This is a genomic window from Streptosporangium sp. NPDC005286 (assembly GCF_040607515.1).
In the GTDB taxonomy this organism is placed as follows: Bacteria; Actinomycetota; Actinomycetes; order Streptosporangiales; family Streptosporangiaceae; genus Streptosporangium.
In genome coordinates this window covers 22,429-34,525 of sequence record NZ_JBEXGU010000057.1, presented here as the reverse complement: position 1 = coordinate 34,525, position 12,097 = coordinate 22,429, and the positions used below count along the sequence as shown (strand labels likewise).

Below are 12,097 nucleotides of genomic sequence, written 5' to 3'. Positions count from 1 at the left end.
GGTTCCAGTGGTGGATCACGTGCAGGCGGTCACCGCGCGGATCCCTCGGGTGAGATCACCGCGTTCTCTGATCTGCCGTAGCTCGCCGCCCGCTTCCTGGAACGCGGCGAGCAAGTTCAGGAAGCGGAGAGCACGCGGAAACCGCCGTCGACGGGGATGCGGATGCCGGTCGTCGCCTGAAAGTCTCCTCCCACGGCCGCGGCGATCACCTTCGCCACGTCCTCGGGCTCGAGCATCCGGTGCAGCACCGAACGCTCGGCGCGCGCCTTCTCCACCTCCGGCGTCGTCGTGTGGGCCGTGGCGTCTGTGCGCACCGCGCCGGGTGCGACGACGTTCACCCCGACCCCGTACGGCCCGGCCTCCGCGGCGACGTGCCGCGCGAAGGTGTCGAGCGCCGCCTTGGCGGTGGCGTGCGCGAGCGCGCCAGGGCGCGTGAGCTCAGCGCTGAGGCTGGAGACGTAGACGATCCGCCCGCTCCCCTGGCCGCGCATCACCTCCAAGACTCGCTTGGTCAGGTGGAAGACGGCAGCCATTTCGCCGTCCACCTTGCCGATGAAGTCCTCCCAGGTCATGGTGTCCAGCGGTGCGAACGGCGGGGTGATGTTGGCGTTGCAGACGAGCGCGTCGACGGCGTCGCGGCTTTGGATGAGGGCGGCGACCTGCTCCGGATCGCGGACGTCGGCCTGGGCGAGCTCTGCCGTGCCGCCTTCTCTCTTTATCTCGTCCACGACCTTCTCCGCGCTCACCGTGTCGCCGCGGTAGTTGACGACGATGTGGAAGCCGCGTCGTCCCAGCTCCCTGGCCGTCGCGGCGCCGATCCCGCGACCGGCGCCGGTGATGAGGGCGACTTTTGACACTTCTCCTCCTCGAGTCTCTTGCGGGGCCACGGCGACGGTAAGAGGCATCGCTAACTGTCGGTAAGTACATACCTTGAGGTAAGCTCCCTACGTCAGGGACGGTTCGCAGGTTGGGGCGGTGGCGAGACGGCGTGAGTGACACGTTTCACAGGGAATGCCCGGCACGCATGGTGCTCGACCATGTCACCAGCCGGTGGGGCGTACTGATCCTCACCGCCCTGCGCGGGCGGGACCTGCGCTTCTCAGAGCTGCGCGAGAAGATCGAGGGGATCAGCGAGAAGATGCTGTCCCAGACGCTGCGCATGCTGCTGAGGGACGGTCTGGTGTCCCGCACGGTAGAGCCGTCCACACCACCGAAGGTGACCTACGGCCTGACGACGCTGGGCAAGGGCATCACCGAGCCCCTGGAAGGCCTGTCCGGCTGGATCCGTGACCACGCCCAAGACATCCTCACCGCCCAGGCCTCCTTCGACGCCACCGGCCCGTGATAGGGACTCACTGGGCCTGCCAGATCCGGTACAGCGGCAAGTCGGCCACGAACGCACCGTAGACGAACCTGCTGTCTGCCGGCGAGTTTCCTCGAACTCACTGCGTGTGGGCTCACAAGCAGTCACGGGCGGGGCTCTCGCAGGTCGGTGATGATGGCGTCGATCATGCGGGTCAGGTGCGCGCCGACCACCTGCCCGACCGGGGTCATCTCATACGAACTGGTCATGGGCGGTCCGGGAATAAGGAGTCCCGGTAGTTTCGGCATTTTCAACGGATATGCAGGTCAGAGCTTCCTTAAGGACCTTCGGGCACAGCTTGGAAGATGAGCCGCTGACCTGCATATCCGTTGTCTCCTGCGTCGTTACTACTGAGACCCCTAGAAGTACGACGTTCAGCGATGCACGTCACCAGACGCAGCCGGTTCGGGCAGTTGCTGGAGATGCTCCACTGAACCCCTGGCGGCGTACGTCACGCCCTCGTGGCGTCGCACCAGCACCCGATGCGACTCGGCGGTCCGTACACCGGCGAGATCTGCTCATCCAGTTCCAGGGCTCCACCTCCATGACCGGCACCTCGCGGGCCTCGGCGAAGCGGTCCAGCCGCTGGAAGCACTTGAGTGCGAGCGTCAGCGCCGGCAGGTGTTGATCGGCGTCGGTCTTCTCCCGCGCCCACGCCAGATCCTCCTGGGAGGGGGAGTGGAAGGCGTACAGCTCACGCGTCGTCATCAACCGCGGGAACACCTGATAAGCCGTCCGCTCCACCGACGTCACCGCACATGCCTCCCGGCACCCCGGCCCAACGGACGAGACACACCGTAGCGAGGCGAACACGTACGCAGCGGCGAAATGGATCAGAACCCGCCAGATCAATCCAATGTGGGTTTTGGGTTTATGTGGGCTGACCCCCGCCAGCAGATGACGAGGAGTCGTCCGCAAGCGGGCGGATAGTTGATCATCCGCCGGGCGGACGCTGTCTCCGCTGTGCGCGACTCATACTTTGGCCTGCGCTACGCCGTCTCTCTGGACGTATTCGCACGCAGAAAGGAGCCAAAGAAGATGAGAACGTACAGCAAGGCAGTACACACCGTGATGGTGGCCGCTTCGGCGGCGGCCCTGGCCGTGGTCTCGCCCGCACCGGCCGCGTCTGCGGCGGCGGTGACGATCAGGGTCGTACCGGCCTACTCCGAGACCCAGGAGGAATCTTCCTCCTGGTTCGTCTGCCCCACCAACCAGGTGCTCACGGGGCGGTCGCACCACGGGGACGAGAACGCCGACACGACGTACACCTGTAGTTGGATTTTCATCAACGACGAGCAGGTGCAGGTGAGCATCGGTGACTGGAGCCTCGAATACAAGGAGAGCAACTCCAACTACTCCTCCCCGCCGAACCAGGCGCTCGTCGGGCGCCGGCACATCCTCGACGAGAACGGCTGGACCCGGTACCGCTCCGCCTCCCTGGCGTGGCGGGGGCAGACGGTGCGGCTGATCGATCCCGTGTGGACCGGCAACCTCAAGGAGAGCAACCACAACTACCAGACCGGCACCCAGCGGGTCCTGATCGGTCGTGCGCACTCCGGGGACGAGAACGGCAACACCCGCTACCAGCACGCCTACGTGACCATCGACGCCTGACCCCGGAAAGGAGGACGACATGAAGAAGGTCACGTTCGCCGCGCTGGCGGTCGCCGCCGTCGCGGTGCTGAACGTCCCGGTCCCGGCCTCGGCGGCGACGATCAAGGTCGAGTACGTCTACAGCGGAACGGTGAAGGAGTCGGGTGGTGAGTTCGCCTGCCCGGCGGGCCAGGTCATGACCGGGCGGTCGCACAACGGGGACGAGAACGCCAACACCACCTACCAGTGCAGTTGGATCCTCATCGACGGCGTGCAGGTGGAGGTGTTCACCGGCGACTGGTTCGGCTACATGAAGGAGAGCAACTCGAACTTCTCCGCACCGCTCGACCAGGTGATCGTCGGGCGCCGGCACTACGGTGACGAGAACGGCGCCACCGAGTACAAGACCGGGGCTCTTTACTTGCAGGGGCGCCAGGTCCGTATCACCAACCGGACGTGGACGAGTGCCTACACGGAGAGCGGCCACACCACGCAGGCCGGCTTCAACCAGGTCATGACGGGGCGCAACCACAGCGGTGACGAGAACGGCAAGACGCAGTACCAGTACGGAACGGTGACGTTCGCGGGCTGACAAGGTCGATCGCCGTCGCCCACTCCCGGGGCGGCGGCGGTCTTGTCACGGCGGCGACTTCAGTTCACCGCAAATAGGCCCCCGCCCTTTCGAGCCACAACTGCGCGCTCAGCCGGCGGCAGCGCCGAACCACCTGGGCAGCTGGCTGAGCAGATCCTGCTGGTCTTCACCGACCCACGCCACGTGGCCGTCCGGCCGCAGCAGCGCCGCGGGCAGGTCCAGTTCCTCGCTGACGTCGACGACGTGGTCGACCCGCTCTGCCCAGCCCGCCACCGAGAGCCGGCCGGTCTGGTCGAGCAGTAGCCCGCGGCCGCCGTGCATCAGCTCGTAGAGGCGACCCCGCTTCAGCTCCACGTCCCGCATCCGCCGGCCGAGCAGTTCATGCCCTCCGCCGAAGTCGTAGCGCACCCCGATCGCGATGATCTTCTCGATCAGGTACCGGTTCACCTCCTCGAAGTCCATCAGTTCCGACAACAGCCGGCGCACTGACCGGGGGCCCGGCTCGGTGGACATCAGCTCGCCCTGTGCGCGGGTGTTGTCCAGCACGTCGGCGGCCACCGGGTGCCGTTCGGTGTGGTAGCTGTCCAGCAGCCCCTCCGGTGCCCAGCCGCCGACCTCGGCGGCCAGTTTCCAGCCGAGGTTGAACGCGTCCTGGATGCCGAGGTTGAGCCCCTGCCCGCCCATCGGCGGGTGGATGTGCGCCGCGTCGCCGGCCAGCAGCACCCGGTCGACCCGGTAGCGCTCGGCCAGCCGGGTGGCGTCGCCGAAGCGGGAGAGCCAGCGCGGCGAGTGCACACCGAAGTCGGTGCCCGCGAAGGCCCGCAACTGCTGCTTGAACTCCTCCAGGGTCGGCGGAACCGTGCGGTCCTCGGCCACCCCCTCGGCGGGCACGACGACGCGGTACACCCCGTCCCCGAGGGGCCCGGCGCCGAACCTCAGCTGGGTCTTGCGGACCTCCGCGACGATGGCGGCGAGCGCCGCCGGATCCTCGGTCAGCTCCATCTCGCCCAGCAGCGTCTCGACTCTGGCGGGCTCGCCGGGAAAGTCGACGCCGAGCAGCTTGCGCACCGTGCTGCGGCCGCCGTCGCAGCCGACGAGGTAGCGCGAGCGCAGCTGCGTGCCGTCGGCCAGCTCGACGGTCACCCCGTGCCCGTCCTGGCTCAGCCCGACCAGTTCGCAGCCGCGCCGGATCCCGGCGCCGACCTCGGCGGCGTGCTCGGCCAGCAGGCGATCGGTGGTGGTCTGCGGGATGCCGAGGACGTAGGGATGAGTGGTGTCCAGCCGGTCGGGCGAGGGCTTGGTGATGCCGGCGAAGAAACCGCCGACCGGGTACTTCTTGCCGTGCGCGAGGAACCGCTCCAGCAGACCGCGCTGGTCCATCACCTCGATGCTGCGCACGTGCAGGCCGAGCGAGCGGACATACCTGGCCGGCTCCGCCTCCTTCTCCAGCACGAGCACATGCACGCCGTGCAGCCGCAACTCGCCGGCCAGCATCATGCCGGTCGGTCCGCCACCGGCAACGATCACGTCAATCATGAGAACCCCCCATTCAACAAGGTTGTATTTCGGCCAGCTGCTCCGCACAGTGCGGCGGCACGCACACCCGCACCTCCGCGCCGAGTGCCCGCAACCGCACCGCGAGTCCCACCGGCGGTTCGACGTCCCGCGTGATCCACACGTCGACAGAAGAACACGTACTTCGCGAATCTCTGATTTCCGCAGGTTCTGGCCTCGGCCGACGATTCTGCAGCACGACCCGGGTCTTGCCGCAAGCCCCCCGGTGCGCTATACGTTGAGAGTGGCAGGGAGTGGGTAACCTCCTTGCCTTTGCCTTTTGTCGTCCACTGTGGATGACGGGCCCTCCCCTCGAATCCCGCGTCCTGTTCGCCCCGTGAAGGTTGCGCGATAAAGGGTTGAGTGGCCGTTCCGACGCAGGTGGGGATCTTGTAACGGTTAGATCGCTGCGCGACCCGGACGTGGCCGAGGACGACGAGGAGATCTGAGCCTGAGGCCGGGCGTCAGGAACGTGCGTCACCCGGCGGGTCGTCGGTGATCAAGTCGCCGGGCTGGCGGCCCGAGACGTGGCAGATACAGGTGAGGGTGTTGAAACGGATGGCCTTGGCTTGGATAGAGCTCGTCCGGGCAACTGGCGTTCGGTCCCCTCGTGAGTCAGCGCAGGCCGGCGGCTACATCGTTGGATGCAGGGCTGTTCCTGCCGGAAGCGGGGGCTCGTTGCCGCGGGCCTCGTACGAGAACGTAGACGAACAGGACCGCCATGACTACTGCGCCTGCCCACATGGCCTGCTGCCAGCCGTCGACGAAGCCCCGCGCAGCCCAGGAAGATCCCTGAGGCCATCGTCGAGCGGCTGCCGATGCGCGCGGCTACCCGCGGGGCGAGGCCGGAGGTGAACATCATCAGCAGCGCCATCGGCATGAGAGAAGGCCGGACCAGCCGAGCACCGCCTGAAAGTACGGGAAGAGGACCACGAAGATCCCTGCCTGCACGCCGAAGCATGATCATCGCTGCGCCTACGCCGCTCAGGAAACGCGCACCCCGCACTGGTTCGGAGCCACCGGCGCTGGTCCCGTCGAGTACCTGAGTCTCATCGGGAAACAAGGCGAACGCGCGCACGTCCGTGCAGCACCGAGACATGGCCCGGCCGAGTAAGAAAGCTCAGGGACCTCACGAGAAGTAGCGATCCTGGGAACCACCCGATCCGCGCGGACGGTTCGACTCCCGGCTATCTGGCAACTTGGCGAATAGGGGCGACGGGCGGCGTGGATCCGATGATCGTCGAACACCTTGGCAAGTGGTACCCACGGCGCGGTCAAGACTCACCACGCGAGTCGGCGAAGCCGGTGAGCAGTGCCTCCAGGGCGAACTCGAAGCGGGCGGTGGGGCCGCGGTCCGCGCTGGCGCGGGCGGCTTCGGCGAGGAGCGGGTACCTCTCAGCGGGCAGGTCGGCCAGGCGGCTGGTCTGGCCGAGTTCGCCGTGTGGCTGGGGCGCGTCGCCGACGCCGGCGCCGAGCGCGGCGTGCACGAGGATCAGCCCGTTGAGGGCGTACACCATGTCGAGGGCCCGCCGCGGCTGGAAACCGGCCGTGCACAGCGATTGGAGGAGTGTCTCCATCATGCGGTGATTCCCTGCGGTGGTCGCCGGCCGGGATAGGACGAGCGGGACCAGGTTCGGGTGGGCGGCAAGGGTGTCCAGCTGCACTCGGGTGTAGCCGCGCAGTCCGTCTCGCCAGTCGGTGCCGTCGAAGCTTACCGGTGCCGCGGTGGCGAGTTCTTCGACCATTCCGTCGAGCAGGGCGTCCTTGTTGGGGAAATGGTGGTACAGGGCCATCGCCTTGACTCCGAGCTCCGTACCGAGCCTGCGCATGGACAGTGCGGCGAGGCCCTCTCGGTCGGTGAGGCGGATGGCGGCTTGAAGGATGGCCCGGCTGTTGAGGCCGGCGTGCTGCCCGCGGCCTCGGCTGGCGGTCATGGTGCCCGTCTCATCTCATTTGACGTGTTGTACGACGTAAAACTAGCATGAGCCGCGTAGTTTTACGTCGTACAACACGAACGGGATCGCGTGACCCGGCCCGGCCCGGCGAACACCGGCCTGAACCGGACTTACCTGAGAGGAACCGCCACCCCATGACGTCGACTCGTTTTACGGTCTGCCGCTGCTGGGATGGGTCGGCATGCTGCCCTGCCTGGCAGAAATCCTTGTGGTCGTCCTCGTGTGGAGAAAGCAGCCGCAAGGGGCCGCACGCATGAGTCCCCTCACGGCCGACTCCGGTGGGCTGGGGTGAGTCGAGTGCCACCGTCCATCCTCGGCGGCATCGCCGCGGTGAAGCGCGCGCTCTACCGCGGACGCACGGGCCGGCCGACAGCTCTCATACGAGCGGTGAACCGCGTCGATGCGCTGCTGTATGCGTCGGGAGTTCTCACACCCCGGCAGACCGCGACGCTGGAAGTGACCGGAAGACGTTCAGGACGGCAGATCCCGTTGCCCATCACCGTCACCGAGCTCGACGGGCAGCGGTATCTGGTGGCGATGCTCGGCCCGAACGCGAACTGGGTGCGCAACGTCCGCGCCGCAGGCGGTCGTGCCGTCCTGCGCCGACGGGGCCGCGAACAGATCACGCTCGACGAGGTCCCCGTCACCGAACGCGCTCCCGTGCTTCGCCGTTATCTCGCCATCGCCCCCGGTGCGCGGCCACATATCCCGATGAACCGGCGCGCCCCGCTGCCGGAGTTCGAGAAGATCGCGCACCGATACCCGGTCTTCCGGATTGCAGGCCCTGATACCCCGCTCAGGCGACCTACGTAGAGCCGGGCCGGCATCCCTCACCCCCGTGGAATACGAAAGGACACATGTCGTGAAGAACCCACTGGATCCCGCGGAGCCGAACGCCGCCATAGAAAATGTCCACCGCGCCGGGATGCCGGGCTTGTTCACCGAGGCGCATGACGGCGACCAGGTCTGGCGCGGCGCCGCCGGCCGTCCTGTCACCGCGAACCTGCAGAGGTGGAACAGACTCGGCTCCTCGGGCAAGCCGTAGCCCCATCCCGTCGACGACGCGCTTGCGGCCCTCTACCAGGTGGCGATGTACGGCAACGCCGGAGATGTCCTGCTGGAAGAGCGATGACCACCATCGGGTCCCCTGCGGCTCCCTCGCCACGTGACCGCGCTGGAGAGAGTCGCTTTCACCAAGACAGCCAGTATCTCAAGACAGGAGAGTCGAGATGGCAGTAGGAATGACCGCAGCACGTTCAACCAGGCGACGCCGGAGGCTCCTCGCGGCGATGTGGATCGGGCTTGTCCTGACCGTCATCGCCGCTGTCTACCCGTTCGTCGACCGCACCACGACGCATGCCCTGGCCGACCATATCCAGGCGGGCTATCCCTCCTACGGCGCCGGCGAGATCGATACCGCTGTCACCGCCTACCTGGCCATCTTGTCGATGGTGGGAGGGGTGGGCCTCATCGGATGGCTCGGGACGCTGTGGGCAGCGAAGGCCGGCAAGAGGTCCACGCGTTGGGCGGCGACCGGCGTCTTCGCGGTCGCACTCTGCATCGCGCTCGCCGGGCTGACCGTGACAGACACCTCCGGCGACGTCGGGCTCGCGCCCGCGATCGGATGGCTCCAGATGCTTCCCTGCGTGCCGGGACTGCTGGCCGTCATGATGCTCTGGGAGCGGCGTCAATGACCACGGTGCCTGGAGACCGGCCGGATGCGCCCGAACCTGTCCGGGGTGAGAACCCTGGAGAAGGCGTGGATCCGGCCGTCGCAGAGGACGAGTTGTGGTTGCCCGTCCATGGTCATCCAGGCGGCCGGGGCCCCGTTGGCCTCGACGAGGGTCGACTTGCCGAAACTGTACGTGCGCGCCGGGCCGGCGATGAACGCCGGCACGTCGTCCCTGCCGAGGATCGAGCGAAGCGCGGCCCTGACCTTGCCGCCGCCGTCGCCGCATACGTCCCGTGGGAGGCCGCGGATGGTTGATCGCGCGGCCGAGATCTGCCGCCCCGAGGAGTTCCGCGACGTCTACCACCGGGTCTATCGAGAGCCGCCGTACTGTGAGGGCGCCGCGGTCGCGGACGAGTTCGCCGAGCAGCTGGTCAGACACGCGGCACTGCCCGGCTTCTCCGTGACCACCGTGCTCGACGACGGTGTGCTCACCGGCTTCGCCTACGGGGTGCGCCTGGAGGAGGGATGGTGGCACCCGCGGGCCGCTGCGCCCGCGCCGCAGGGGCTGCGATGGCCGTTGTTCTACGTCTACGAGCTCGCGGTCGTGCCAGAGCTGCGAGGCCGCGGGCACGGGCGCGAGCTGCTGGACCTGCTGCTGGCCGACCGCACCGAGTCGTTCGCCGTGCTCGCTGCGTCGAACGAAGCGCCGGCGCGCGAGCTGTACCGGCGGTGGGGCTGGGCGAAGGTCGGCGAACTTACGGAGCCACCGAACGGCGTGGACCTCCTCGCCCTCCCCTTGAGGTTGGTGAAGAGCGAAGAGCGATGAACACCATCGACCTTGCCGAGGCGCGCAATCATCCGGGGCCAGGACCGGAGGACGGCCTCCATGTTCGTCGAGGGCGGCCAGGGTGTCGGCGATGGCGTCACCCTCGCCGATGCGGCCGATGAGTTCCTGTCGACCCACCGGGTCGCGAACCCCAACACCCATCGCGCTCACGCCTCGGCTGTCGACCGGACCGTCACAGCGGTCGGCGGCGGAGCGCGTCGCCTCGCCGACGTCGCCGACCGCGAGATCGGCGACGTCCTTCTCTCACTGTGGGGCGGATGCGCGCCCGCGACCTGGAGCCGCAACCGCGCCGCCGTCTCCTCCTGGCTCACCTGGTGCGCGACGAAGAAGAGGCGGGCCGCACCATCGATCCCGGCCGACGCCGAACGGCGCCGCGAGAACGTCGACCACACCAGGGCCGTCAGCAAAACCAAGATCGAACGGCTGCTGTCACGCCGCGACATCCCGCTCCGCGAACGCACCCTGTGGCGGATGCTCTACGAAACCACCGCCCGCGCCGCTCGATGTCGAGGACCTCGACTTGGAGAACCGGTGCGCCCCGCTGAAGTCCAAGGGCGGCGACACCAAATGGGTCTACTGGGACGCCGGCACCGCCCACCTCCTGCGCCCCCCGACGCACCGGTCCGTACTCGCGGGCCGCTGTTCCTGTCCGACCGGCGCCCGGTCCCCGCCCGCCGTCCCAGCCCCGAGCACATCTGCCGCGACCCCGGAGATGCCTACGTCCAGGGCAAGATGGTGATCTTGCCGTGGGTCTGGCCCGCCTCGCTCCTGCGGTGGACCAGCGCGAGGTTGGACAGATGGTGGGATTCGGCGACGTCGACGATGAGCGCACCGGCGTCGAGGAGTTCGACGATCTCGCCCAGCTGCTTGGCGTCGTTGCGGGCGACCATGTGCAGGGCGGTGACATCGGCGTCGGCGGGCGGCTCGACGGGGGTGGCGACGGAGGCGATGACGCCGCCCGGCCGTAGAAGGGAGACCAGGCTCACCGCGGCCTCGGGGGAGATCGGAGCGAGGTTGACGACGGCATCGACCGGGCCGTCCAGCGCATCCGCGAGAGCGGTGGTCGTGTAGTCGATGATCTGGTCGGCACCGTACTTGCGGACCGCCGCGGCGCTGCGGCCGCTGGCCGTGGCGACCACTGTCGCGCCGGCGTGCCTGGCGAGCTGGACGGTGAACACTCCCACGCCGCCTCCGGCGCCGTTGATGAGCACGCGCCGGCCCGCGGTGATGCGGGCGTGCTCGAACAGCACCTGCCAGGCGGTGAGCGCGGCGACCGGGATCGCGGCCGCGTCGGTGAGGGGAACGGTGACGGGAGCCTTGGCCAGCACGCCGATCGGGGCGGTGACGTACTCGGCCGCGGCGCCGCCCGCGTCGAGACGGCCGATGACCCGGTCGCCCACGGCCAGCCCCGCCACGTCGTCGCCGACCTCGGCGATCGTGCCGGAGACGTCCCAGCCGAGGGTGTAGGGCAGGTCGACCGGCAGCACGCCTCGCAGCATCCCCGACCGCAGCGCGATCTCCGAAGGATTGAACGAGGTGGCGGCGACCCGGATCAGGGCCTCGCCCGGCCCGGGCGCGGGCCGCGGTACTTCTTCGTATCGGATGACGGAGGCATCGCCGTACTCATGGATGCGGGCGGCCTTCATGGTGTCGCGAAACTCGCCCGCGTGGTCGGCCACCCAGGTGCGGAACGTGCGTGCCGGGGCTCCGGTGACCGCTGCCACCGTGGCCGTGGTCACTCTCGGCGCGGTCGCCATCTCGGCCTGGGCCTGGAGGATGCCGTCCACGGCCGCGGGTGGCCAGCCCCGGGTGAGCATCTGCTGCCGCGCGGTCTGCGGCGAGGTCTCCTCCCAATGCACCGGGCGGCCGATTACCTCCCCGATGATGCTCGCCTGTTCGGCCTGGGTCAGTATCTCGGGCCCGGTCAGCTCATGGACCGCGCCGCTGTGCCCGTCGCCGACGAGTGCGCGCACCGCGACCGTCGCGAGGTCCCGCTCGTGCAGCGGGGGCATGGCGGCCGCGCCGTACGGCTCACGCACGACTGCCTCGGCGCGGATCTGCCCGGCCCACCGCAAGGCGTTGGCCGCGAAGGCGTGCGGTCGCAGGAACGTCCATTCCAGCCCGGACCGCTCGATCAGCCGCTCGACCTGTTGTTCGTAGTCGCGTACGGCCGCGGAAGACAGGTAGACGACGCGGCGGGCATGCGTGGCGACCACATCCAGAACCGCGGGCATCCCCTCGGCCGTGGCGAACGGCCAGAGGAGAAACACGGCCTCGGCCCCGTCCAAGGGTGCGTGCAGAGTGGCCGGATGGGCCAGGTCGCCCCGCACGACCTCGACGCCGTCCGGCAGGCCGGCCACTTCGGGATCGCGGGCCAGCGCGCGAACCTCTGCCCCCGCCTCGAGCAGCTGAGCCACGACCTGCCGGCCGACCGTGCCGGTCGCCCCGATCACCAGAATCTTGCGTTGCCCCGGCATAAAAGGCCCCCATACGGTTGATCACTTCGTGTGCGCTCAACCGT

General features: G+C 68.4%; 13 protein-coding genes and 1 pseudogene. 8 read left to right on the top strand and 6 right to left on the bottom strand.

Going from position 1 to position 12,097, the window contains the following annotated elements:
• Positions 1-116: 116 nt before the first annotated feature.
• A complete protein-coding gene (locus ABZU75_RS21690; RefSeq protein WP_355556940.1) occupies positions 117-857 on the bottom strand; it encodes an SDR family oxidoreductase in 741 nt (246 codons plus the stop codon).
• Positions 858-988: 131 nt separating this feature from the next.
• On the opposite strand from ABZU75_RS21690, the gene ABZU75_RS21685 reads away from it, so the two are divergent.
• Complete coding sequence (locus ABZU75_RS21685) at positions 989-1,345, top strand: helix-turn-helix domain-containing protein (protein WP_355556937.1); 357 nt, start codon at positions 989-991, stop codon at positions 1,343-1,345.
• 405 nt (positions 1,346-1,750) lie between these two features.
• Here ABZU75_RS21685 and ABZU75_RS21680 read toward each other — a convergent pair whose 3' ends face one another.
• Positions 1,751-2,071 carry a hypothetical protein gene (locus ABZU75_RS21680; RefSeq protein ID WP_355556935.1) on the bottom strand — a complete coding sequence of 107 codons (321 nt, stop codon included), beginning with the start codon at positions 2,069-2,071 and terminating at the stop codon, positions 1,751-1,753.
• Between the two features lie 330 nt (positions 2,072-2,401).
• Between ABZU75_RS21680 and ABZU75_RS21675 the strand changes: the two genes are divergently transcribed.
• Positions 2,402-2,977: a hypothetical protein gene (locus ABZU75_RS21675; RefSeq protein ID WP_355556932.1), complete on the top strand. Its 576-nt coding sequence runs from the start codon at positions 2,402-2,404 to the stop codon at positions 2,975-2,977.
• Between the two features lie 19 nt (positions 2,978-2,996).
• Entirely contained in the window at positions 2,997-3,548 is a 552-nt protein-coding gene (locus ABZU75_RS21670; RefSeq protein ID WP_355556929.1) for a hypothetical protein, read from the top strand.
• Positions 3,549-3,656: 108 nt separating this feature from the next.
• Here the strand turns inward: ABZU75_RS21670 and rox are convergent, their stop codons facing one another.
• Positions 3,657-5,084, bottom strand: a complete 1,428-nt coding sequence (gene rox, locus ABZU75_RS21665) for a rifampin monooxygenase (RefSeq protein WP_355556926.1) — start codon at positions 5,082-5,084, stop codon at positions 3,657-3,659.
• A 1,006-nt stretch (positions 5,085-6,090) separates the two neighbouring features.
• On the opposite strand from rox, the pseudogene ABZU75_RS21660 reads away from it, so the two are divergent.
• A pseudogene (locus ABZU75_RS21660) lies at positions 6,091-6,216 on the top strand (XRE family transcriptional regulator); the annotation flags it as partial.
• Between the two features lie 160 nt (positions 6,217-6,376).
• Here ABZU75_RS21660 and ABZU75_RS21655 read toward each other — a convergent pair.
• A complete protein-coding gene (locus ABZU75_RS21655; protein WP_355556923.1) occupies positions 6,377-7,036 on the bottom strand; it encodes a TetR/AcrR family transcriptional regulator C-terminal domain-containing protein in 660 nt (219 codons plus the stop codon).
• Between the two features lie 318 nt (positions 7,037-7,354).
• Here ABZU75_RS21655 and ABZU75_RS21650 point away from each other — a divergent pair, with 318 nt between their 5' ends.
• From ABZU75_RS21650 to ABZU75_RS21640, 3 genes are all read left to right on the top strand, one after another.
• The gene (locus ABZU75_RS21650) at positions 7,355-7,870 is read left to right on the top strand and encodes a nitroreductase/quinone reductase family protein (RefSeq protein WP_355556920.1); all 516 of its coding nucleotides are present in this window, start codon (positions 7,355-7,357) and stop codon (positions 7,868-7,870) included.
• Between the two features lie 49 nt (positions 7,871-7,919).
• On the top strand, positions 7,920-8,102 hold the full coding sequence (locus ABZU75_RS21645) for a hypothetical protein (RefSeq protein WP_355556917.1): 183 nt from the start codon (positions 7,920-7,922) through the stop codon (positions 8,100-8,102).
• 244 nt (positions 8,103-8,346) lie between these two features.
• Positions 8,347-8,751 (top strand): hypothetical protein, encoded by a 405-nt coding sequence (locus tag ABZU75_RS21640; RefSeq protein WP_355556914.1) that lies wholly within the window; start codon positions 8,347-8,349, stop codon positions 8,749-8,751.
• Here the strand turns inward: ABZU75_RS21640 and ABZU75_RS21635 are convergent.
• Positions 8,745-8,954: a hypothetical protein gene (locus ABZU75_RS21635; protein WP_355556912.1), complete on the bottom strand. Its 210-nt coding sequence runs from the start codon at positions 8,952-8,954 to the stop codon at positions 8,745-8,747. The genes ABZU75_RS21640 and ABZU75_RS21635 overlap by 7 nt on opposite strands.
• Before the next feature lie 82 nt (positions 8,955-9,036).
• Here ABZU75_RS21635 and ABZU75_RS21630 point away from each other — a divergent pair, with 82 nt between their 5' ends.
• Positions 9,037-9,555 carry a GNAT family N-acetyltransferase gene (locus tag ABZU75_RS21630; protein ID WP_355556909.1) on the top strand — a complete coding sequence of 173 codons (519 nt, stop codon included), beginning with the start codon at positions 9,037-9,039 and terminating at the stop codon, positions 9,553-9,555.
• A 737-nt stretch (positions 9,556-10,292) separates the two neighbouring features.
• Here ABZU75_RS21630 and ABZU75_RS21625 read toward each other — a convergent pair.
• Entirely contained in the window at positions 10,293-12,053 is a 1,761-nt protein-coding gene (locus ABZU75_RS21625; RefSeq protein ID WP_355556906.1) for an NmrA family NAD(P)-binding protein, read from the bottom strand.
• Between the last annotated feature and the right edge of the window lie 44 nt (positions 12,054-12,097).